The sequence below is a fragment of the Stutzerimonas stutzeri genome (assembly GCF_024448895.1).
Lineage (GTDB): Bacteria > Pseudomonadota > Gammaproteobacteria > Pseudomonadales > Pseudomonadaceae > Stutzerimonas > Stutzerimonas stutzeri_Q.
Genome location: NZ_JAMOIC010000003.1, coordinates 293,183 through 312,056 on the forward strand (window position 1 = coordinate 293,183; position 18,874 = coordinate 312,056).

General features: G+C 60.8%; 30 protein-coding genes and 1 pseudogene. 15 read left to right on the forward strand and 16 right to left on the reverse strand.

Annotation, left to right across the window (positions count from 1 at the left end; translation table 11 throughout):
- Nucleotides 1–49 precede the first annotated feature (49 nt).
- The 6 genes from rpe to NA619_RS05410 all read left to right on the forward strand — a co-directional run bounded on the left by rpe (nt 50) and on the right by NA619_RS05410 (nt 5,517).
- Nucleotides 50–724: a ribulose-phosphate 3-epimerase gene (rpe, locus tag NA619_RS05385; RefSeq protein ID WP_255960709.1), complete on the forward strand. Its 675-nt coding sequence runs from the start codon at nt 50–52 to the stop codon at nt 722–724.
- Nucleotides 721–1,422, forward strand: a complete 702-nt coding sequence (locus NA619_RS05390; protein WP_255960711.1) for a phosphoglycolate phosphatase — start codon at nt 721–723, stop codon at nt 1,420–1,422. The genes rpe and NA619_RS05390 overlap by 4 nt, the downstream gene beginning before the upstream one ends.
- A gap of 181 nt (nt 1,423–1,603) precedes the next feature.
- Entirely contained in the window at nt 1,604–3,088 is a 1,485-nt protein-coding gene (gene trpE / locus NA619_RS05395) for an anthranilate synthase component I (protein ID WP_255960713.1), read from the forward strand.
- 188 nt (nt 3,089–3,276) lie between these two features.
- Entirely contained in the window at nt 3,277–4,452 is a 1,176-nt protein-coding gene (locus NA619_RS05400; RefSeq protein ID WP_255960715.1) for a tyrosine-type recombinase/integrase, read from the forward strand.
- Between the two features lie 386 nt (nt 4,453–4,838).
- Nucleotides 4,839–5,009: a hypothetical protein gene (locus NA619_RS05405; protein ID WP_255960717.1), complete on the forward strand. Its 171-nt coding sequence runs from the start codon at nt 4,839–4,841 to the stop codon at nt 5,007–5,009.
- A 4-nt stretch (nt 5,010–5,013) separates the two neighbouring features.
- The gene (locus tag NA619_RS05410; RefSeq protein WP_255960719.1) at nt 5,014–5,517 is read left to right on the forward strand and encodes a type II toxin-antitoxin system death-on-curing family toxin; all 504 of its coding nucleotides are present in this window, start codon (nt 5,014–5,016) and stop codon (nt 5,515–5,517) included.
- 17 nt (nt 5,518–5,534) lie between these two features.
- Here NA619_RS05410 and NA619_RS05415 read toward each other — a convergent pair whose 3' ends face one another.
- Together NA619_RS05415 and NA619_RS05420 are read right to left on the reverse strand one after the other, a co-directional pair.
- On the reverse strand, nt 5,535–5,735 hold the full coding sequence (locus NA619_RS05415) for a helix-turn-helix transcriptional regulator (RefSeq protein ID WP_101153412.1): 201 nt from the start codon (nt 5,733–5,735) through the stop codon (nt 5,535–5,537).
- A complete protein-coding gene (locus tag NA619_RS05420; protein ID WP_255960722.1) occupies nt 5,732–6,025 on the reverse strand; it encodes a hypothetical protein in 294 nt (97 codons plus the stop codon). The genes NA619_RS05415 and NA619_RS05420 overlap by 4 nt, the downstream gene beginning before the upstream one ends.
- 146 nt (nt 6,026–6,171) lie before the next feature.
- Between NA619_RS05420 and NA619_RS05425 the strand changes: the two genes are divergently transcribed.
- On the forward strand, nt 6,172–6,720 hold the full coding sequence (locus NA619_RS05425) for a hypothetical protein (RefSeq protein ID WP_255960724.1): 549 nt from the start codon (nt 6,172–6,174) through the stop codon (nt 6,718–6,720).
- 20 nt (nt 6,721–6,740) lie between these two features.
- Here NA619_RS05425 and NA619_RS05430 read toward each other — a convergent pair whose 3' ends face one another.
- From NA619_RS05430 to NA619_RS05490, 14 genes are all read right to left on the reverse strand, one after another.
- A complete protein-coding gene (locus tag NA619_RS05430; protein WP_255960726.1) occupies nt 6,741–7,340 on the reverse strand; it encodes a phosphohydrolase in 600 nt (199 codons plus the stop codon).
- Complete coding sequence (locus tag NA619_RS05435) at nt 7,337–7,849, reverse strand: hypothetical protein (protein WP_255960728.1); 513 nt, start codon at nt 7,847–7,849, stop codon at nt 7,337–7,339. Before NA619_RS05435 ends, NA619_RS05430 begins: the two co-directional genes overlap by 4 nt.
- A 75-nt stretch (nt 7,850–7,924) precedes the next feature.
- Nucleotides 7,925–8,761, reverse strand: a complete 837-nt coding sequence (locus NA619_RS05440; protein WP_255960730.1) for a DUF2303 family protein — start codon at nt 8,759–8,761, stop codon at nt 7,925–7,927.
- A gap of 41 nt (nt 8,762–8,802) precedes the next feature.
- Nucleotides 8,803–9,150, reverse strand: a complete 348-nt coding sequence (locus NA619_RS05445; RefSeq protein ID WP_255960732.1) for a hypothetical protein — start codon at nt 9,148–9,150, stop codon at nt 8,803–8,805.
- 21 nt (nt 9,151–9,171) lie between these two features.
- Complete coding sequence (locus NA619_RS05450) at nt 9,172–9,450, reverse strand: pyocin activator PrtN family protein (protein WP_255960734.1); 279 nt, start codon at nt 9,448–9,450, stop codon at nt 9,172–9,174.
- A complete protein-coding gene (locus tag NA619_RS05455) occupies nt 9,447–9,812 on the reverse strand; it encodes a hypothetical protein (RefSeq protein WP_255960736.1) in 366 nt (121 codons plus the stop codon). Before NA619_RS05455 ends, NA619_RS05450 begins: the two co-directional genes overlap by 4 nt.
- The gene (locus NA619_RS05460) at nt 9,809–10,084 is read right to left on the reverse strand and encodes a phage antirepressor KilAC domain-containing protein (protein WP_255960738.1); all 276 of its coding nucleotides are present in this window, start codon (nt 10,082–10,084) and stop codon (nt 9,809–9,811) included. Before NA619_RS05460 ends, NA619_RS05455 begins: the two co-directional genes overlap by 4 nt.
- 9 nt (nt 10,085–10,093) lie before the next feature.
- Complete coding sequence (locus NA619_RS05465; RefSeq protein WP_255960740.1) at nt 10,094–10,999, reverse strand: DUF3310 domain-containing protein; 906 nt, start codon at nt 10,997–10,999, stop codon at nt 10,094–10,096.
- Nucleotides 10,996–11,193, reverse strand: coding sequence for a hypothetical protein (locus NA619_RS05470; protein WP_255960741.1), 198 nt, complete (start codon nt 11,191–11,193; stop codon nt 10,996–10,998). The genes NA619_RS05465 and NA619_RS05470 overlap by 4 nt, the downstream gene beginning before the upstream one ends.
- 107 nt (nt 11,194–11,300) lie before the next feature.
- Nucleotides 11,301–11,561, reverse strand: a complete 261-nt coding sequence (locus NA619_RS05475; protein WP_255960742.1) for a DUF1654 domain-containing protein — start codon at nt 11,559–11,561, stop codon at nt 11,301–11,303.
- A gap of 261 nt (nt 11,562–11,822) precedes the next feature.
- Complete coding sequence (locus NA619_RS25190; protein ID WP_423836799.1) at nt 11,823–12,059, reverse strand: type II toxin-antitoxin system HicA family toxin; 237 nt, start codon at nt 12,057–12,059, stop codon at nt 11,823–11,825.
- A gap of 9 nt (nt 12,060–12,068) precedes the next feature.
- Entirely contained in the window at nt 12,069–12,392 is a 324-nt protein-coding gene (locus NA619_RS05480; RefSeq protein WP_255960743.1) for a hypothetical protein, read from the reverse strand.
- Between the two features lie 226 nt (nt 12,393–12,618).
- Entirely contained in the window at nt 12,619–12,825 is a 207-nt protein-coding gene (locus NA619_RS05485) for a carbon storage regulator (protein ID WP_255960744.1), read from the reverse strand.
- Between the two features lie 27 nt (nt 12,826–12,852).
- On the reverse strand, nt 12,853–13,587 hold the full coding sequence (locus tag NA619_RS05490) for an XRE family transcriptional regulator (protein ID WP_336605444.1): 735 nt from the start codon (nt 13,585–13,587) through the stop codon (nt 12,853–12,855).
- Between the two features lie 42 nt (nt 13,588–13,629).
- Between NA619_RS05490 and NA619_RS05495 the strand changes: the two genes are divergently transcribed.
- The 8 genes and pseudogenes from NA619_RS05495 (at nt 13,630) to NA619_RS05530 (ending at nt 18,666) form a co-directional block, all read left to right on the forward strand.
- On the forward strand, nt 13,630–13,971 hold the full coding sequence (locus NA619_RS05495; RefSeq protein ID WP_255960746.1) for a hypothetical protein: 342 nt from the start codon (nt 13,630–13,632) through the stop codon (nt 13,969–13,971).
- Between the two features lie 289 nt (nt 13,972–14,260).
- Nucleotides 14,261–14,800, forward strand: coding sequence for a phage regulatory CII family protein (locus tag NA619_RS05500; protein WP_255960747.1), 540 nt, complete (start codon nt 14,261–14,263; stop codon nt 14,798–14,800).
- Nucleotides 14,793–15,014, forward strand: coding sequence for a TraR/DksA C4-type zinc finger protein (locus NA619_RS05505; RefSeq protein ID WP_255960748.1), 222 nt, complete (start codon nt 14,793–14,795; stop codon nt 15,012–15,014). The genes NA619_RS05500 and NA619_RS05505 overlap by 8 nt, the downstream gene beginning before the upstream one ends.
- Nucleotides 15,007–15,156 carry a hypothetical protein gene (locus NA619_RS05510; protein ID WP_255960751.1) on the forward strand — a complete coding sequence of 50 codons (150 nt, stop codon included), beginning with the start codon at nt 15,007–15,009 and terminating at the stop codon, nt 15,154–15,156. Before NA619_RS05505 ends, NA619_RS05510 begins: the two co-directional genes overlap by 8 nt.
- On the forward strand, nt 15,149–16,186 hold the full coding sequence (locus NA619_RS05515) for a PriCT-2 domain-containing protein (protein ID WP_255960753.1): 1,038 nt from the start codon (nt 15,149–15,151) through the stop codon (nt 16,184–16,186). Before NA619_RS05510 ends, NA619_RS05515 begins: the two co-directional genes overlap by 8 nt.
- Nucleotides 16,187–16,284: 98 nt before the next feature.
- Nucleotides 16,285–17,847, forward strand: a pseudogene (locus tag NA619_RS05520) (primase-helicase family protein); the annotation flags it as partial.
- Nucleotides 17,844–18,185, forward strand: a complete 342-nt coding sequence (locus tag NA619_RS05525) for a hypothetical protein (protein WP_255960755.1) — start codon at nt 17,844–17,846, stop codon at nt 18,183–18,185. The pseudogene NA619_RS05520 and the gene NA619_RS05525, both read left to right, overlap by 4 nt.
- Nucleotides 18,178–18,666: a hypothetical protein gene (locus NA619_RS05530; protein ID WP_255960757.1), complete on the forward strand. Its 489-nt coding sequence runs from the start codon at nt 18,178–18,180 to the stop codon at nt 18,664–18,666. The genes NA619_RS05525 and NA619_RS05530 overlap by 8 nt, the downstream gene beginning before the upstream one ends.
- Nucleotides 18,667–18,874: the final 208 nt, after the last annotated feature.

The following is an 18,874-nucleotide window of genomic DNA, read 5'->3' on the forward strand; positions in this document are numbered from 1 at the left end:
ACCCCTCGGGTACAATGCGCGGCATTCCGCCGTGCTACCCGAGGTCGTCATGCAGCCGTTCGCCATCGCCCCTTCGATTCTTTCCGCCAATTTCGCCCGTCTGGGTGAGGAAGTGGACAATGTGCTGGCCGCCGGCGCCGACATCGTCCATTTCGATGTGATGGACAACCACTACGTACCCAACCTGACTATCGGTCCCATGGTCTGCTCCGCGCTGCGCAAGCATGGCGTCACCGCGCCCATCGACGTGCATCTGATGGTCAAACCAGTGGACCGCATGATTGGCGATTTCCTTGAAGCCGGCGCCAGCTACATCACTTTCCACCCCGAAGCCTCTGAGCACATCGACCGCTCGCTGCAGCTGATCAAGGACGGCGGCGCCAAGGCCGGTCTCGTGTTCAACCCGGCCACTCCGCTGGACGTGCTCAAGTACGTCATGGACAAGGTCGACATGATCTTGCTGATGAGCGTCAACCCCGGGTTCGGCGGACAGAAGTTCATTCCCAATACCCTCGACAAGCTGCGCGAAGCGCGTGCTCTGATAGATGCCAGTGGCCGCGAGATTCGCCTGGAGATCGATGGTGGCGTGAACCCTAAGAACATCCGCGAAATCGCTGCGGCGGGCGCCGATACCTTCGTCGCCGGTTCGGCGATCTTCAACCAGTCGGACTACAAGGCCGTGATCGACCAGATGCGCGCCGAACTTGCGCTGGCGCGCCCATGACCCTTCTGGAGCAGCTATTCGACGGCAAGCTCCCGCGGCTGGCGATGTTCGACCTGGACGGCACCCTGATGGATTCGGTGCCAGACCTGGCCGCAGCAGTAGACAAGATGCTGATGCTGCTCGGCCGTGAGCCGGCCGGCATTGCCCAGGTACGCGACTGGGTCGGAAACGGATCGCGCGTCCTGGTACGTCGCGCATTGGCCGGCGGGCTTGAACATGAAGGTGTAGCGTACGAGCTGGCCGACGAGGCCCTGGCGCTGTTCATGCAGGCCTATGCTGGCGGCCACGAACTGACAACGGTCTACCCGGGTGTTCGCGAGTGTCTGGACTGGCTGCGCGAGCGCGAGGTGAAGCTGGCGATCATCACCAACAAACCGGCGCAGTTCATCGAGCCGCTGCTGGAAGAGAAGGGCCTTACCGGGTATTTCCAGTGGCTGGTCGGCGGCGATACCTTGCCGCAGCAGAAGCCTGACCCGGCGGCACTGTTATATGTAATGGACAAGGCGGACGTTGTGCCAGAAGAGTCGCTGTTCGTGGGTGACTCGCGCAATGACGTGCGGGCTGCCAAGGCGGCGGCAGTGCCTTGCGTTGCCCTGACCTACGGCTATAACCACGGCGAGTCCATCGCGGATGAGCAGCCGGCGTTGGTCGTCGACGACCTGCGCGAGCTGGTTGCTTCGGTTTCGGGGCTGCGCTAGTGTGGCCTCTGTCCCGTAACGCCCCAAAACGAGATCAGATCGTGGTGGTCACCCGCAAACAATGGATGAATGTCATCAAGGCCCTTGCCCGTTGGCGCTGGCGCGCCTGACATTTCCTGCCGGCAAGTCCGGTACGTTTGCACGATTCGACCCAGCTATTCCCTCCGACCACGAGGCTGACATGACCCGCGAAGAATTCTTGCGTTTGGCCGCTGAAGGCCACAACCGCATCCCCCTGTCGTTCGAGACCCTCGCCGACTTCGATACACCGTTAACGCTCTATCTCAAACTCGCCGACGCACCCAATTCCTACTTGCTCGAGTCGGTACAGGGCGGGGAAAAGTGGGGCCGCTATTCGATCATCGGCCTGCCATGCCGCACCGTGCTGAGGGTGCAGGATCATGACATCAGCGTCACCACCGACGGTGTCGAGATCGAACGCTGCCAGGTCGAAGACCCGCTGGCTTTTGTCGAGGCCTTTCAGCAGCGTTATCGCGTAGCGCCGGTCGACGGCCTGCCGCGCTTCAACGGTGGCCTGGTGGGCTATTTCGGTTATGACAGCGTGCGTTACGTCGAACGCAAGCTGGCGACCTGTCCCAACCCCGACCCGCTGGGCACGCCCGATATCCTGCTGATGGTGTCCGATGCGGTGGTGGTGTTCGACAATCTTGCCGGCAAGCTGCACTGCATCGTGCTGGTCGATCCGTCGCAGCCTGACGCCTACGAGGCGGGGCAGGCGAAGCTGCAAGCGCTGCGGGAAAAGCTGCGTCAGCCGATCACGCCGCGCCTCGGCCTTGATTTCGAGGCAGGCGCTGGCGTCGAGCCGACGTTCCGCTCCAGCTTCAGTCGTGACGACTATGAGCAGGCAGTCCACCGTATCAAGGACTACATCCTCGCCGGCGATTGCATGCAGGTAGTGATCTCCCAGCGCATGTCGATCCCGTTCAAGGCGGCGCCGATCGACTTGTACCGTGCGCTGCGCTGCTTCAATCCGACGCCCTATATGTACTTTTTCAACTTCGGCGATTTCCACGTGGTGGGATCGTCGCCGGAAGTACTGGTGCGAGTTGAGGAGGGCCTGGTCACGGTTCGCCCCATCGCCGGCACCCGCCCGCGGGGCGCCAACGAGGAAGCCGACCTGGCGCTGGAGCAGGATCTGCTCAGCGACGCCAAGGAGCTGGCCGAACACCTGATGCTGATCGATCTGGGGCGCAACGACGTCGGGCGCGTGGCTGAGCATGGTTCCGTGCGGCTGACTGAAAAGATGATCATCGAGCGCTATTCCAACGTCATGCACATCGTCTCCAACGTCACCGGTCAGCTCAAAGCGCCGCTGACGGCCATGGATGCGCTGCGCGCGATTCTTCCAGCCGGCACCTTGTCCGGTGCGCCGAAGATCCGCGCGATGGAAATCATCGACGAGCTGGAACCTGTAAAGCGCGGCGTATACGGCGGCGCAGTTGGCTATCTGGCCTGGAACGGCAACATGGACACGGCGATCGCGATACGTACCGCGGTAATCAAGGATGGCGAGCTTCACGTTCAAGCCGGCGCCGGCATCGTTGCTGATTCGCAGCCAGCACTGGAATGGGAAGAAACGCTCAATAAACGCCGCGCCATGTTCCGCGCGGTGGCCCTGGCCGAATGCGACCAGCAGGAGAACTGATCATGTTGCTGATGCTCGATAATCATCATTGGCTTCCGCACTTGTCCGCGTCTGTCCGGTTTCTTAAGTGATCACCCCGGTTTTTCTCGTCTGAGCAGCCATCGGCGTCCGCCGTCCTCCGGGGACATCCTTGTAAAAAGCGGGTATCGTTGCGGGTATCAACCGAATGATACCCGCATACCCGCACCATGCCCCTAACCGACGTAAAGATCAGGCAGGCCAAGCCAGGTGCTGCTGCGCTCAAGCTCACCGACAGCGGCGGGCTCTATCTCGAGGTTCGCCCGAACGGTTCGAAGCTGTGGCGGTACCGCTATCGTATTGCCGGAAAGGAAAACGTCTTTGCGCTAGGTGCGTACCCGCAAGTCACCTTGGCTGACGCGCGTACGGAGCGCGACGTTGCTCGTGAGCACGTGAAAGCCGGACGGCACCCTTCGCATGTACGCCAGACGGAGAAAGCGCAGCAGCTGGCCTCGAACCGCAACACGTTTAAGGCGGTGGCTGAAGAGTGGATCGATGAGCGGCTGGCAGCTCGGACAGAGGCCTATAGGCGCCAGGCGCGGCGGGTATTCGAAGCGGAGGTGTACCCGCGCATTGGGCGTTTGCCGATGCGGGAGATTACGGCAGCGCATGTGTTGGACATCCTGACTCGGATGAGCAAGCGCGGTGCCACTGCGTACGCATTGCTTGTGCGGCAATGGATCTCCGCCGTGTTCCGGTTCGGTGTCGCGACGCTGCGCGCTGATGCTGACCCAGCCGCGGCGCTGAAAGGTGCGATTCAGCGGAAGCCGGTAAATCACTCAAAGCCGATGGCTGAGGCTGATCTCGCTAAGTTTTATCGCGCGTTGGCCGACTATAAAGGGCATCGAGTCACAGTGATCGCTCTGTACTTGCTACCAATGCTGTTTACTCGCACGGTGGAGCTGCGTTGCGCCAGGTGGTCAGAGTTCGATTTGGACGGCGCGGTTTGGGAGATACCAGCGGAGCGGATGAAGATGCGGCGCAAGCACCTAGTGCCTTTGCCGCGCCAGGCGGTGGATCTGTTGCGGGAGCTTCGGCGAATTACAGCGGGTGAGCTGTTATTTCCTGGGCTGCGTCATCCAGACAAACCGATCAGTGCGACAACCCTGAATAGGGCGCTGGAGTACCTCGGCATGGAGGGCTGGCATTGTCATGACTTCCGCGCTACGGCCTCGACGCATCTTTACGAGTCGGGCCGCTGGCGAGGCGAGGTGATCGAGCTGCAGCTTGCGCATGTGGAACGGAGCAGCGCCCGTGCGGCGTATAACCATGCGCAGTACTTGGAGGAGCGAGGTGCATTGATGCAGCTTTGGGCAGACTACCTGGCATCTTTCGCTGCCGCTTAAGGGATTGCAATTGATTGCAATTTATCAAGGCGATAGCGTCTGCTATGGATTGGTTGTAGCGTTTGGTGTCGTAAAGTCTACGAAACTACAGAGCTGTGAGCCAGTCTACGATATGTGTGCCGAACGTCTGACGACACGTTCAGAGACGCATAAATAGCTAGCGTGACTGTCACGCGTATTGTTAAATACGCAACGTACAACGAGTTCTAGCTTGTGTGAGAAGGGTCTTCTCAGAGCTACAAACGTTGAAAACTGGCCTTTTTTCTCACCAACCACGCATCGTCGTGGTTTTTTGCGCCCTGATCAAAGGGCTATAGTGAATTTAGGGCTGGGATCCAGCGGTGCTGGATCATGAGCAAACCGGCTGTGCCGGAAAGGAGAGAGTCATGGGCAATGCATTACCGAAAGCTGACCGTGTTTATATACCGCCGCGCGACAAGTCTCGTGTAGCAAAGGCGCGTCCGGCGGAAGGCTATTACGACGTCCAGCTAAACAAGGCTTTTTGCGTTGCTTTCCATCGTTATGAGAAAGCAATGGATGACCTATCCAAGGTTTGAGTGAATGAAAGGTAGCGGAGCACACATCGAGGTCTTCGAAGGTATCCGTTACCTAAACGTTGACGCGCTCATTCACATCAACGAACAGCTGATCCTCCAGCAGACGCCGGATGAGCGAATTGGGGTGCTGAAAAGGGGAGAACTGTCCTCTTCTCAGCAGCGGCCCGCGCAGCATCGCTACTATGCGCAAGAAGACGATATGTTTGTTCTTGCTGCCGTGCTGATCGAAAGCCTGATCCAAAATCACCCATTTGAAAATGCAAATAAGCGCACCGCCGCGATGGCAGGTGCTATTTTTTTGCTGATCAATGGTTACGAGTTAACTGCTCCCGAGCATGAGCTTGTAGAGATCATGGTTGGCGTAGCGCGTCATGAATACACCGTTGAGGAGCTTGAGAGCTGGCTTGCAATGTGGAGTCGGGACTTCGACACTGCGCTTCTCAATGAGCGCAACGCCTGGGTTAGCCTCTTTGGCGACGTCAATCTGGTTGCAGCGTCGGACAGCTGATACCGACGTGTGACGAATCAGGCCGCCTTTCTGGCGGCCTTTTGCATTTCTACCCATCCCTGAATCTCCGACTGCGACCAGCGTGAGTACCGGCCCAGCTTGATCGGCGCCGGGAATGCCTCGGCGGCAATCATTTCGTAGATCGCTGACTTACCCAGCCCCACTTGGCGGCACACTTCTGGCAGCTTTATCAGAATGTCGATTGCTGGCTGGTTCATCGCCGGGCTCTCCGCTTACTGCTGCCGCCTCGGGCGGTGGCTCGCCAGCTGACGAAGCTGGCGATGTTGCCGGCCTCGTCCCCGATCGCGCCGATGGTGTGGTCCATGACTTCGCGCAGCTCTTCGAAGGTGGCGCGCTGTATGGTTTTGGTATTCTCGACCAAGGTGCGGCCGTCCGGTGTTTTCACCAAGTACTCAACAGCCCAGCGCATTGGCTTACGCGGCGGGGTGCCGCTGACCTTAGCCTGCTCGTTTGGCATTTCGGTGGTGTAGAAGATGGTGCAGGTCATACAGATACCCTCTCTAGCCACCGCCGAGTAACCTCGGTCCCAAATAGGTCTGGCGTCGTTTCACAACGGAGGGCGATCACATCGTTTGTCGGCGAGAGCGAATACGCTTCGAAGTCAAAGTAGATATTCAGAGTGGAGAGGCAAGGATGATTTATAGAGAACTGGTATCGCGAAGGATTGCAATCGGTGTGCTCTGGATGGGGGCTGTGGTCCTGCTTCTGATCGTATTGCCGTTCTCTTGGAATGCCGCTCTGTCGAGCTGGGTGCAGGCGATTGGTACGATTATGGCGGTTTTGTTCGCAGCAGATATTGCGAGATCCCAGCATGAGGCGCAGGTTGCTGCTCAGGAGACGGAAAGACTTTTGGCAGATTCGGTTTATCGAACGCGCTTCGTCTTTTCCTGCACTGAGCTGATTCATTTGATTGACAGGCTGACCAAGGAGCCGGCGCCTGTTCAAGCTAAAAAGCAGGATAGATACCGCTTTATGCTTGATGAGTTTCTGCGCCGCATTGGTGATGCCCATCTCAATGACTTGCATACCGGGCGTCTTGGCCACCTGCAAACCTTGCGGATGGAGGTCATGGCTATATTCGATGTTCTCGATGATCCATACGCGCTCGGAACATTTTCTCCAGCCAAGCTCAGGGATATCAGGGCGCGGGTTAGTGCTGTACAGGCTGCAGCCGCTTCGTAGCTTTATTGTTTGCATTTTGCTCACATGCACTGCGGCGCAGCTGCGCCGGCGTGTGCTTCGTCGATCCGTTCCCAGGTGCCGAGTGCGCGAGCGCGGTGGTGGGTTTGCATGAGCTCGAGCAGCTTGCTGTGGTACTGAATGGACGCGTGGTCGCTGGTCCATCGGGGCAGGGTGGCCGGTAGCGGGGTGACGCCTGAAAGGCAGGGCCATTTTTCACCGTGTTCGGGCATGAGGTCGCGGCGCTCGGTGGCGAGGGCGATCATGTCGGCTTCGTGAATGCTGGCAGGCAGGACAGGATCAAGGTTGAAGCGGTCGCAGATGGCGAGCCAGATGCCGTGCTCGATCTCGCTGTAGTCGGGTAGCAGTGCCTTGAGCGGTCGCACCAGATCACCCACATAGGCTTCAGTGGCGTCGTGCAGCAGTGCAACCAGCTGTAGGCCGGGCGGGACGATGCTAGCGACCACCAGGCTGTGCTGCGCTACCGAGTAATGATGGCGGGTGTGACCACCAAAGCGGCAGACGTGTGCCAAGGCATGGGCGATGTCGATGGTGGTGATCAGCTCCGCGCGCGGTGCGAGCAGGTCGAAGCGTTGGCCGGTATAGGTGAGTATCCAGCTCATGCCACTTGCTCCTGTGTCAGGCGTGGCTGAGCGCTCCAGTAGCGTTCGAACAGGGCGGTGGCGAAGCTGGAAAGCTTGCGGCAGCTTTCCGCCTGGTCTCGGGCGTTGAGGTTGCTGAAGGTTTGCGCGGCAAGGCTGAGCTTGGCGGCGATGGCCGTCATATTCGCGGCGTCGTCTTCGGTGAGCGCGACGGCTGAATAGATGCGCACAGCGGCCAGGGCGTTCGCGGTCTGCTCACGCAGCCGGACCAGTTCGTCAATGCGCTGGTCTGATTCGGTTGTCATGTTTTCAATCGCCTGAGCGGCGTTGAGGCGGCTGAGGGTGTGTTCGTGCTTGGCACGGTCGAGCTGGTGGCGGATCGTGGCGAGCTCCTCAAGGTGCTCGGTGCGGATGCGGTCAAACTGTTCGCGGCGGCTGCGGCGACCCTCGACGAAGCCAAGGCCGAAGACGATGACCATCCCGGCCATGCTGCCGATAAACGCAATGATCTGGTAAGTGGTGAAGTTCATGCTGTGTCTCCCCTGATGCCCGCCGCAGAGCCGTGGTAAGTGGCTGCGACGGGCAGGTGCTGGTGATGTTTCTAGTTACTTGCCAAGCGCGAAGGTGCCGATGGTGAGCGGTACGAAGCCGCCGACCTGCTGCTCGAGCACGGCTTTGAACTCCCGGGCGAACTCTTCCCGCTGGGCCTCTTCCCCGACCCATCGCAGTTTGAGCATCGGCTCGTCGCGGCCGGTGATGACCGACAGGCGCAGGGTGATGTTCGCCGGCTGCAGGCCTTCGAACGGCACGGTGGTGAAAATGAAGGCGGAGGGCAGGGTGTCCTGACTCCTGGCCTCGATCTCGTCCATGGCCGACCGGCTGCTGGAGAAGTCGCCCACGTTGCTGTCACGCTGGCTGGTGGCCTTGATGATCATGCGGCGGATGGCGTTGATGGCCTGCAGCATAGGCAGATCGGATTCGCCAGCGACGGCTTGCAGATTGGGCAGCCAGTCTTCCAGCCATTCGGCCAGTGCTTGCTGGGCGAGCGGCTTGCCGACATTGGCCTGCATTGCGGCATAGGCGGCGGTGGGCTTGAGCGTCAGCATGGCGGTGTCGTCGCCGTGGCCAGCGGCACCGGGTGCGCCCAGGTTGAAGATGATGGTGGCGCGCATGGCGTCCTGATCGATGAAGCCGCGCGGGTCTACTGGCGCCGCGTCATCGGTTTCGTGCGCCTTGACGTACTTGGCGAAGTCCTCAATCGAATGGGTAACCATGGCGCCCCGGAAACGGTCGCGCAGCGGCTGGAACACTTCCATCGTGTGGAGGCGGATGTTTTCGGGAAGTACGGCAACGGTGGTGCCGCCTTCAACGGTGATGGGCTTAGCTGCAGCGATGACGGCCTGGGACTCGATGTGCTGAATGGCTTCTTTGCTCAGTGGCATGGTGTTGCTTCCTTGTTGGTAAGTGGGTTTTGCTACTGCGGTCAGACTTCGCGCGCGTTAACGGGCGCATCCTCGCGGCTGAACATCTGCGGCGTGGGGTCGGTCTGGAACAGGGTGAGGCCGCTCTCAGTCACGTACATGGGCGTATCGAGGCTGGTGTCTTCGCGCTTTTTGCCGCGCTTGGTCGGCTGGACGAAATCCAGCGTGTGACTGACCGCCACCTGGTGGCTCTGGCCGATCTGCTTGAGCTTGAACTTCAGCGTGACTTCGCCTGGCTTGCCGTGGTCGACAACGCCAGCGGCGACATCGGACAAGGCGCGGCCTACCTGGCTTGCGAATACGCCGGCGTTGAGTGAGCCGAGAAAGTCATTTACGTCGGTGGGTTTCATGCTGTGTCTCCCTTTGCTGCGTTATGCCGCTTGGTGGGCGGCGGTTGGTTGTTGCTCGTTGTTCGGGTCTTGCGCGTCCAGCCACTTGGCCAGGTCGTGCAGGTACACCACGGGTGGGGCTTTGCGGCTGCCATGCAGGCGCACGTAGCGCAGGCGGATGGCGCCCTTGCGGATCTCTTCAAGCAGGTGATCCATGCTGCTGATGTGCGGCAGGTACTCGGCGCGCACGTCGTCAAGCGGCAGGCAGGGCCGGTCGTAGCGGCGCAGCAATTGCTGGTAGGTGCTGGTTGCGATGATCACGCTACTGCCTCCCCGCACCCCGCCGGGAGGCGCATGCGGATCAGCATGGCGAGCCCGTCGATGGTCTTGCCGGCGGCAGTAGCAATCAGCGCGCCGGCCGCGTCAGTAACGACGGCGCCATAGGGCCGCTCGGTGCAGGTGGTCGGCGTGACGTAGAGCGTTTGGCCTGGGGCCAGTTCTGCCGCGACCACCCGATACACCTCAGCCAGCTCAAGCGCGGCGGGGTCGATAGCCTGCAGGCGTTCTACGGCCTCTCTGGCTGCGCCCAGCATGGCGTCGGCGCTGACGATGTCCGGGTGGTAGTGAACGATCGGGACCAGTTTGAGCGCGCCGATGGCATCGGTAATGGGGTTGGACTTCATGCGGCGGCTCCCTTCTGAGTCACGGTTTTATCGAGCTGCTTGGCGAGCCAGGCGATGCCGGCTTCGGTGCTCATCACCACCGGGTAGTGGCTGTAAGCGCCGATGCTGGTGTTCCAGCGCGAGCGGGTATCCACGAACAGGTAACCCTTGTCGCGGTGCGCACAGGCCAGTTCACCGTTCTGCTGGAGAATGCCCAGCTCACGCAGGCGGCGGCGCAGGATGCGCGGGCCCATGCCCAGCACGGCGGCGGTAGCGTCTAGGTTCCTGTTCATGGGTGGCCCTCAGGCTGCTGCCGCGTCGTGCTGAGCAATCCAGCGCAGCCGCTCGGCTTCGCTCTTCAGCATTTCAAGGCAGGTGTCATAGGCGCCGCATTGCGCGGGACCGGCGATGATCAGCATGCAGGCGCCGAAGGGGTGCGGTTCGTGAACAACGATCTCGCCCAGCGCCTCGCGTGCCTCTTCCGGTAGGGCGGGCTTGTCTGGATACGTCTCGTTGTGGCGGTTGACGTGCCAGATAGCCTGTTCAATGTTTTCCACCACGCTGCCGCACGCATTGCGGAGGTACAGGTACTTGAAGGCATTGCCCAGGCAGAACGGCAGGTGCTCGGCAACCTCGATGCACTCCACGCCGCTCGGGTGGCCGGTGTAGTGCGGTGGGTGGTTGACCATGTCGGTGCCTGTGGCGGGTTGCTCGTTCAGATGCTCAAGCTGGATCTCGTTCCAGGCATCGCGCGCGATTGCGGGCGTGGGAGCGCCTTCCAGTGACTGGCAATCGCCGTGGCGGCATTTCACGCCGTTTAAGAAGACGTCGCCGGGGCCTGCGTAGTCGTAGGCGATGGCCTCGCTGCCGCATTTGCAGCAGGGCGATAGCTCGGCAGGGGCTGGGCGCTGCGGAATACCCGCGGCTGTCTCCAGCGTGCCGTTGGCGATCGCTTCGACCCATTCCGTCAGGTGCTGGGCGTTGGCACTGTCGTCGCGCTGCAGCGTGATGCTGTGGCGCTGTTCGCGCAGCCAGAGCACCGCGTGGACCTGGCCGCCGCTTCGGTCGGCGAGGCCGCTCGGCTCGATGTTGATCTCGGCGCGCAGTTCGCGTGCGGGCTGGGTCAGTAGCAACTGCTCGGTACCGGCCCGGCGGGCCAGATAACCGAGGGCGGTTGAACTGCCCTTGGTGAGGGTGAAGATGCTCATGCGGCGTCGCCTCCGAACGGACCGAAGTCTTCAAAGGCGGGCTGGGTGGGCTGCTGCTTGAGTTGCGGGCGGCCGCCGGTGAGCACGATCAATTGGCCGGTGGCGCGCTGAATGCTGGCGACGGTGTTGGGGTTGGTTGCCGCTGCCGGGTGGAGGTAAACCGGGCAGCGGGTGGCGCTGTGCTGTGTCTGCATGACCGTAACCTTGGTAAGTGGGTACGGGAAGAAATATGTACTAGTGGTTCACTTCAGTCAAGTACCTACAGTTCATAATTCGGAGCGGCAGGTTCACGCTGATTGAACTAGTTGTGTTCAATGCTCCGCCAGCGCACATGCACGGTGCCGTCTGCGCGGTGCGTCATGGCTACGCCGTCCGTTTGCTGGATCTCGTCCAGTAGGCGCTCCCAGTCTTCCGGGCGGTCGTCCGGATGCCGCGCGAGGTTCGCCTGGCGTTCGACCTGGGCACGGGGTGTGGTGATGAGGTGGTTGATACGGCGAACCAGCCGGCCATAGCTGGATGCCTGGCGCTGGTGGGTGATGCTTTGAGCCTGAGTCCGATTCATGGCTTCCTCCTTACTGCTGGATATCCGTACAGTAATAAGGGCTTAGCGAAAGTTCAATCGGAACGGAGTGGGAGGAATTTGATATGTAAAGTTTGAGGGCAAGTTGATAGCTGGCCCCGCAGAAACGGGGCTGAGAGGTCAGGATTGACCGCGCGGTGAGGTTGGCTGGCCAAGGCATGTGCTTGAGTGACATACCCCGCGTCTGTGAAGCTCTGCACGACGATTGGGAGGGATAAAAGAAAAGCCCCGCTGAGTGCGGGGCTAGTCGAGCTTCGAGTAAAACTGCTTTTTCGTGACCCCTGCTTGGAGACACATGTATTTGATCAGGTCGCCGCAGAAAGGCTGCTTCGGCTTGTCGACAGTCACCTTTCGGAAGGGATTTCCTTCCCGCACCCACTGCTCGTGACTGCCCTCTTGGTTACGAAACGTGAAGCCAAGCTTTTTTAGGACTCCTATCACTTCCTTGTAGGTTAGTGGTTTGTACCTCCCTGACCACATTCTTTATCCTTAGCAGCCGACGTACTGTAGTGCTGGTTCCTGAAAGAAACGAATGCGTTTACGACTGCTGCGAGCTAGGTTGCAGACGAACGATAGCACTTGATAGCGCAGTCGCATGGCAAGCGGCGCTTGCCGGCTAAGCAGCTCTGCTGCGTGTGCGCGGTCAACGGTGAGCGCCTCGACAACGTAAGACTTTATCTGCGCCTCAAGCTTGCCCTTGGCCTCTTCAAAGCTATCTCCCTGAGCCGCCAGCGTAAACTGGGGGCACGCGGCTATCCACAAACCATCCTTCTTCTCTGCATAGCAGCGCAGAACGAAAGGGTTGCTAGACATGGCGTATATCCTCTTATGTGTTGCGACATGCAATCGGTGGAGATTCACATGCTGTGACCTTCGAGATTCCTGAATTGTTCATCAGGCTACTCGAAAGGCGCGCGAGTATAGCGACTTGTACACTTAGAGTGTATAGCAACTGCTAACGATGCGAATACTGGCCGCTTGTACAGCCGACAGACGTAAACACGCGATTGTGCGGCGGATCATGCTTGGCTTGCCGCTATCATGCTTCTTCCAGCTCGGCTCGAAGGATCTGCAGGTCCTGCGGGGCTTCTATCGCGATCTTTGCGCGGTTGCCATCAATGTCTTTCAGTTCGATCGTGATGCCTTCCAGCAACAGCTGAGCGAGTAGATCATCAGCCTCTGTGCCGGGCTGGACGCGCAGGGTGATCTTTTCACCTTCGCGGCGGGTGAGAACGAGGTAACTCATGGTTTCGCTTCCTTGCGTTGTGTTGCGTTAGATTCTGACTTTACTTGGCGGGACGATGGCCCCGACGAAGTGTATTTGCTCGATGTCGTCGAAGGCGATGGTGCGCATGTCGTAGATCGGGTTGACCGAGAGCACGCCGACTTCGACGTCGTTGGCGTAGCCGAGCAGCTTTAGCATGCTTTCGCCGTCGCGCAGCCTGATCATGACGTACTCACCTGGTACCAGTCGGCCGTTTGGTTCACAGACTGCGATCCAGCCGCTGCGAATGGCTGGGGCCATTGAGTCGCCTTTCAATCGCAGCGCGTAAGCGCCTGGATCGCGAGAGGGGATATCGACCACGCCGTCGCCGTCGTCCAGCGCGTGCCAGTACCCTTCGGCGCCCATCTGCGCGGTGCCGACAATCTTTACCGCGCGATAGGGGCTGGCAATGTCTGGGCCCGGCTCGACGTTCGTTATGCGCTGGCCGGCCTCGGAAAGCATCGCGCCTTCGTCGAACTGAAGCCACTCGCGCCTGACGCCAAGTTCCCCAGCGATCGCAAGCATCTTGCTAGGACCTGGGATCGCCTCGCCATTGAGCCACTTACTGGCGGCTCTCGGTGTGACCCCTGCCACTTTGGCCAGGCGAGCGCCTGCGCCCCAAGCGTCTATGCCTTTAACGGCTAGTGCTGCTTTGAGGCGTTGCGAGAAAGCCTGTCGAAAATCGTCATGTTGAACCATAGGTTCAATTTCGCATGCCCTTGCATGTACTTTCAGTTCCGTCATAATATGTACTTCAGGTTCACAGTTTTGCCGAGGAGGCTCGTAATGAGCACGATTAAAGAGGCAGTCCAATCGGTAGGCGGCGCCAAAGCGGCAGCGAAGGCTTGCGGCGTGAGCGTTAGGGCCGTCTACAAGTGGATTGCTGCTGATGCGTTGCCTCGTACCGAGTACACCGGGGAGACGACCTATGTCAGCCAGTTGGCCCGGGCGGCAGCGGAGCAGGGCAATCCATTCGACATCAATCGCTTGAAGGCTATAGCCGCTCCACGTAAGGCGAGTGAGGCTGTTGATCACTCTTTCGCTAATCAGCCTGAGCGGCGCGCAAGCGACCGCCGGTCCGGCGAACGCCGCGCCTCAGAGCGCCGCGAAGCCGAACGCCGTACCTAACCAATTACACCCGTCGCACACTTACCACCGCGCAGAGCGGGGCGGCGGAGCCGGTACCGGGAGGCTTACCACCAGACCGGTACCGGCAGGGCCAGAAAGGCCAGAGACACAACCTGTCGCCATGGCGGCAGGTGCAATAGAGGTCGAAAACTGGGGACCCACTTACCAATGAAACCCCAGCTTCGACGGTCCGGTGAGCGGTTACCAGCCGATCACCTCAACAGTCAGCCCGACGAGACACAGCAAGTATTGCGACGGGCGACGACTGCTGTAGCCATAGAGTAGGCAAATGCCCGACGAATGGCTACAGCGTTACCGGGGCTTTAAAACCATGAGTCGGAAAGACCTTTTGCCGGCCGCCGGGCCGGTGTTGAACACTCGCCAGGCGCTATACCGCGCTACCCGCGATGCGGTAGGCGGGCAGAACTGCATTGCGCTGACGATCGGGATTGACCCGGACGAGCTGAGCAAGCGCCTGAACCCTACGAACAACCGCCCCATCCATCCCGAATTGATCGAGGAAATCGTTGCTGCAACGCGTGACCCGCGCCTGCTGGCGGCTTTGGTGCGCCCGGCCGGTGCGGTGGTGTTCGTACCCAGGCCGGTACCGGCGACGCGCGATGCGTTGAAGGCGCTGGGCGAGCTGCTGAAAGCCGAGGGAGAGTTTGTCGGCAGCCTGCACGCGGGCGCGGCGGACAACGTATGGGAGCACCACGAGGTGGAAACGCTGCGTTACCACGCGAACAAGATGATCGGCGAGATCATCGGCATTGTCGCCGGTGCGGAGCAGGCAATGGAGCAAGCGTTGGAGGAGGTGGCTCATGGATGAACACATCATCGAGATGGCCGAGCGGGCCATGGCCGAGCAGTTGCAGCGCAGCATCGATAACCGCGTGCAGTACCAGGGCGTAAGCCTGGCCGAGTGCGAGGAGTGTGGTGATGACATTCCGAAGGAGCGGCAGGAGGCGGTGAAGGGGTGCCGGTTGTGTGTGCCGTGCCAGAACCTGATCGACCTGCGGGCGAAGGGGGTGCGTCGTGGTTGAAAACGATGCAGAGCGAATCATTGCGGGCTTGCGCGAGGAGGTCCTCCGGCAGCGCGAGCGGCATCGCAATACATGGCGCAAGCTTGAACAAGCACTGGCCGAGCTGGCGGCGCTAAAGGCGGGAGGGCCGGCCAATGGCTGAGCAAATCCCTCTTACGCTGCTCGATCTGGCCGAACTGCTGACCTTTATCGATGCCGATAACCGCGACACCTGGCTGGCGATGGCGATGGGTGTGAAGGCGGAGTTCGGTGAAGCCGGGTTCGATATCTGGAACGCGTGGAGCCAGACGGGTGACGGTTACAACTCGGCGGATGCGAAGAGCGTGTGGAAGTCGTGCCGCAAGCGCGGGACTGGCATGGGCACGGTGATCAAGCTGGCAAAGGACAATGGCTGGTCGCCCCGCCGTGAGCCGATCACGGCCGAAGAGAAGCGCAGGCTGAGTGCCGAGGCTGAACAGCGCCGCGCCACGCGGCAGGCGGAGATTGAGGCCGACGAAGCGCGGCTGGGCGTAATGCGCGAGGCTGTTGCCCAGGCCTGCGAGCAGATCTGGACGAAGCACTGCAAGCCCGACGGCACGAGCCCCTACCTTGAGCGTAAGCAGGTAGGGGCTTTTGGTGTGGGCTTCTTTCATTACACGGTGGTGCTCGCCATCGATGACGCGCGGCAGCGGTGTGACGTGTGGGTGGGCAGTGAGACGAAGGCCTTCTTCGAGAACCTGCCGAAGCCGAGGCCGGATTCGATCAGCTTCATGATGTTCAAGGCCGGGACCCTTGCGGTGCCGCTGCGCGACGCGGCGGGCAAGTTGTGGAGCCTGCAGGCGATCAATGAGCAGGGCACGAAGCTCTTCCCGAAGTACGGGCGCAAGGGTGGTTGCTTCCATCTGATCAGCGAACCGCTGTTTGCTCAGCCTTTGTATGTGGCTGAGGGCTATGCGACGGCAGCGAGCGTGCATCACGCGACGTCCTGCGCCGTTGCGGTTGCCATTGATTCGGGGAATCTCCTACCGGTCGCTCGCGCGATCCGTGCAGCTCACCCCGATCGTTATCTGGTGATTGCTGGCGATGATGACCCGACCGTGAAGAACAACCCCGGGCGAGTAAAGGCGGAGGCCGCTGCTGCGGAGGTTGGCGGCTATGCCGTGTTCCCGGTGATGCCAGGGGAGGCTGCCTGATGGATTGGAATGATCTGCATGTGAGCTGGGGGCCTGAGGCCGTCCAGCAGCAGCTGTCGGCTGCGCTGGCTGATGGTGGGCCTTCCCGGACCCCATCCGAGGCCGAAGCCGCGGCGCCGGGCGGCTCCTCCGACAACGGGGGGCAGGGGGCGGGGCTGACCAGTGAACAGGTGTTGCGGCGCTTTGCTCTGGTGGAAGGCACCACGCAGGTGTGGGACCAGGACAAGAAGACCGTGATGAAGAAGACGGCCTTCGAGGCGCTGGTGAGCAAGCCGCTGGCGAAAACATGGCTGGATGACACGGCGAAGAAACTGATCGGCGCCGATGCGGTGCGCGAGATCGAGCAGGCGCGGCGTATGGCGGGCAAGAAGGCCGGCGCGCTGGGTATGCCGCCGACCGAGCGCTATGTGTATATCGACGGCACCAAGGATGTGTGGGACCGCGAGAAGAAGCGGCGCATTCCGGAAGGCGCGGTGAAGATGGCGCTGGGTGACGCCTATGCGCTGTGGCTGAACTCAGCCGAGCGGCGGACGGTGGATGTGGATCACATCGTGTTCGACCCGGCGATGCGGTTGGATCCGGCCGTGTACATCAATACGTTTGAAGGTTTGCCGCTGGAACCTGTGCGGGACGATGAGGCGTGCGCGAACCTGCGTTGGTTGATCTCGTTTCTGTGCAACCACGATGAAGAGGCCTTCAACTGGCTGAAGAAGTGGTTGGCCTACCCGCTGCAGCACCCGGGCGCGAAGATGGATACGGCGGTGCTGGCCCATTCGATCACTGAGGGCTCGGGCAAGTCGCTGCTGTTTGCCGATGCGTTCGGGCAGTTGTTTGGGCCGTATGCGGCGACGGTGGGGCAGACGCAGTTGGAGTCGTCGTTCAACGCGTGGCAGAGCCGGAAGCTGTGGGCCGTGTTCGAGGAGGTTGTCTCGCGTGACCAGCGTTATAACCAGGTGGGCAAGATCAAGCATCTGATCACCGGCAAGACGGTGCGGATGGAATCGAAGTTCATCAACGGGTGGGAAGAGGCGAACCATATGAATGCGGTGTTCCTCTCGAATGAGATCCTGCCGTGGCCGATCAGCGACAGTGACCGGCGCATGCTGGTGGTGTGGCCGCAGGAGACGTTGCCGCCTGCACGACAGAAGGCGATCGGCGCGGAGTTGAAGGGCAACGGGGTGGCAGCGCTGTATGGCTGGCTGCTGTCGTTGGACCTGGGCGAGTTCGATCAGCGCACGCGACCACCGCACACCGATGCGCGACAGCGGCTGGTGGCGTTGAGCCGGGCAGGGTGGCAGACCTTCCTCTATCAATGGCAGAGCGGTGAGCTTGGGCTGGACCTGTGGGGCGCGTGCCTGTCGACGGACCTGTATGCGTTGTTCCTCGAGTGGTGCCAGCGCAACAAGGAACACGCGATGAGCCAGACGAAGTTCAGCCTGTTCATCAGTGCCGAGGTGGAGAAGACGCGCTCGATCCCCTGGACGAATGGCAGCAATCGAAGCTTTGGGGCGTTCTTCTTCCCCAGCGACCCGGGATCTTCCCTGCCCCCATCTCTATCCGCAGCTGCGCTTGGCCAGCACGTGGCGGAGTGGCGCGGGAAGGCGCGCAAGGCGGGCTGGGACGTGGACGGGTGGGACCACCTGAAGGCGGCTGCAGCATGAGTACGCTCAAGCGTGTGTTGGGTTGTGTTGGGTTGTGTCGGGTTGGTTTTGCGAACCCAACACAGGCGCACGGCATGAACGGCGGGGCTTTGCGGGTGCTGTGTGGGGTGTGTTGGGTTTGGCATCGCGCGCGCGCATGCGCTGCGGTTTCGCTTGTTCCTTCTGACGGTGAAGCAAAAATTCTCTATGCGAGGACTGAAAAACCCAACAAACCCAACACACTCAACACAGATGCTTCGAAAGCACTGATCTATATGGGTTTTAACTGTGTTGGGTTTGTGTTGGGTTGGGGTTTTTGTGTTGGGTTGGGTTCGGCGGGGGAGAAGAGCCATGATTGAGGCGGTGGAGGCGTTGATGATGCATTGGGCTGAGCGGTGCCGTGGCGGCCTGGGTGGTCCGGGCGCGGGTAGTTCGTCGCCGCTGGCGGTGGCGATGCAGTACGGGATGATCCCTACTGGCAGCCGTTCCACGGTGGGGCTGGCTGGGGCTGAGGATCGGGCGGCTGAGGAAGTGGACGCGGCAATCGGCAGCATCAAGCAGGCGGGCATCGTGCAGGACCGTAAGCTGGCGAAGGCGTGGCGGCTGGCGGGCAACACCACCCGCCCACCGTTCTGCCTGGAGACGCAGCTGGTGAAGCTGGCGATGGTGCGCTATCTGCCGGACCCGATCCCAACCGTTGCACAGCAGATGCGGCGCGTGCGGATCGGCTCTGAGCGGACCTATCACGAGCGGGTGCAAAAGCTGCACGAGCTAGTGAAGGCTGAGCTGGAACGCCGTTCACGGATGCAGCGGGTGCATGGTGGGCGTTACGTCGCGTAAATGTCGGTCTGGTGTTCGCCCGGTATAGAGCTAGGATTCAGGCAGGATTAAGCCGACATTCGGCAGCGGCGTTAAATCGCTGTTTACGCCTCCGCAGTTGGGGGGTACAAAGCGCATAACAGGTCAGAGCAGCGCCAAGGCGATGACCGAAACGAGCCTAACTTGCTGTGTCAGGCAAAGGCCGGTTCCCCCGCCGGTCACCCCTCAA

Coding starts and splice junctions, on each gene's coding strand:
- rpe (WP_255960709.1), top strand. CDS start 50: ATGCAGCCGTTCGCCATCGCCCCTTCGATTCTTTCCGCCAATTTCGCC.
- NA619_RS05390 (WP_255960711.1), top strand. CDS start 721: ATGACCCTTCTGGAGCAGCTATTCGACGGCAAGCTCCCGCGGCTGGCG.
- trpE (WP_255960713.1), top strand. CDS start 1,604: ATGACCCGCGAAGAATTCTTGCGTTTGGCCGCTGAAGGCCACAACCGC.
- NA619_RS05400 (WP_255960715.1), top strand. CDS start 3,277: ATGCCCCTAACCGACGTAAAGATCAGGCAGGCCAAGCCAGGTGCTGCT.
- NA619_RS05405 (WP_255960717.1), top strand. CDS start 4,839: ATGGGCAATGCATTACCGAAAGCTGACCGTGTTTATATACCGCCGCGC.
- NA619_RS05410 (WP_255960719.1), top strand. CDS start 5,014: ATGAAAGGTAGCGGAGCACACATCGAGGTCTTCGAAGGTATCCGTTAC.
- NA619_RS05415 (WP_101153412.1), bottom strand. CDS start 5,735: ATGAACCAGCCAGCAATCGACATTCTGATAAAGCTGCCAGAAGTGTGC.
- NA619_RS05420 (WP_255960722.1), bottom strand. CDS start 6,025: ATGACCTGCACCATCTTCTACACCACCGAAATGCCAAACGAGCAGGCT.
- NA619_RS05425 (WP_255960724.1), top strand. CDS start 6,172: ATGATTTATAGAGAACTGGTATCGCGAAGGATTGCAATCGGTGTGCTC.
- NA619_RS05430 (WP_255960726.1), bottom strand. CDS start 7,340: ATGAGCTGGATACTCACCTATACCGGCCAACGCTTCGACCTGCTCGCA.
- NA619_RS05435 (WP_255960728.1), bottom strand. CDS start 7,849: ATGAACTTCACCACTTACCAGATCATTGCGTTTATCGGCAGCATGGCC.
- NA619_RS05440 (WP_255960730.1), bottom strand. CDS start 8,761: ATGCCACTGAGCAAAGAAGCCATTCAGCACATCGAGTCCCAGGCCGTC.
- NA619_RS05445 (WP_255960732.1), bottom strand. CDS start 9,150: ATGAAACCCACCGACGTAAATGACTTTCTCGGCTCACTCAACGCCGGC.
- NA619_RS05455 (WP_255960736.1), bottom strand. CDS start 9,812: ATGAAGTCCAACCCCATTACCGATGCCATCGGCGCGCTCAAACTGGTC.
- NA619_RS05460 (WP_255960738.1), bottom strand. CDS start 10,084: ATGAACAGGAACCTAGACGCTACCGCCGCCGTGCTGGGCATGGGCCCG.
- NA619_RS05465 (WP_255960740.1), bottom strand. CDS start 10,999: ATGAGCATCTTCACCCTCACCAAGGGCAGTTCAACCGCCCTCGGTTAT.
- NA619_RS05470 (WP_255960741.1), bottom strand. CDS start 11,193: ATGCAGACACAGCACAGCGCCACCCGCTGCCCGGTTTACCTCCACCCG.
- NA619_RS05475 (WP_255960742.1), bottom strand. CDS start 11,561: ATGAATCGGACTCAGGCTCAAAGCATCACCCACCAGCGCCAGGCATCC.
- NA619_RS25190 (WP_423836799.1), bottom strand. CDS start 12,059: ATGTGGTCAGGGAGGTACAAACCACTAACCTACAAGGAAGTGATAGGA.
- NA619_RS05480 (WP_255960743.1), bottom strand. CDS start 12,392: ATGTCTAGCAACCCTTTCGTTCTGCGCTGCTATGCAGAGAAGAAGGAT.
- NA619_RS05485 (WP_255960744.1), bottom strand. CDS start 12,825: ATGAGTTACCTCGTTCTCACCCGCCGCGAAGGTGAAAAGATCACCCTG.
- NA619_RS05490 (WP_336605444.1), bottom strand. CDS start 13,587: ATGACGGAACTGAAAGTACATGCAAGGGCATGCGAAATTGAACCTATG.
- NA619_RS05495 (WP_255960746.1), top strand. CDS start 13,630: ATGAGCACGATTAAAGAGGCAGTCCAATCGGTAGGCGGCGCCAAAGCG.
- NA619_RS05500 (WP_255960747.1), top strand. CDS start 14,261: ATGCCCGACGAATGGCTACAGCGTTACCGGGGCTTTAAAACCATGAGT.
- NA619_RS05505 (WP_255960748.1), top strand. CDS start 14,793: ATGGATGAACACATCATCGAGATGGCCGAGCGGGCCATGGCCGAGCAG.
- NA619_RS05515 (WP_255960753.1), top strand. CDS start 15,149: ATGGCTGAGCAAATCCCTCTTACGCTGCTCGATCTGGCCGAACTGCTG.
- NA619_RS05525 (WP_255960755.1), top strand. CDS start 17,844: ATGAGTACGCTCAAGCGTGTGTTGGGTTGTGTTGGGTTGTGTCGGGTT.
- NA619_RS05530 (WP_255960757.1), top strand. CDS start 18,178: ATGATTGAGGCGGTGGAGGCGTTGATGATGCATTGGGCTGAGCGGTGC.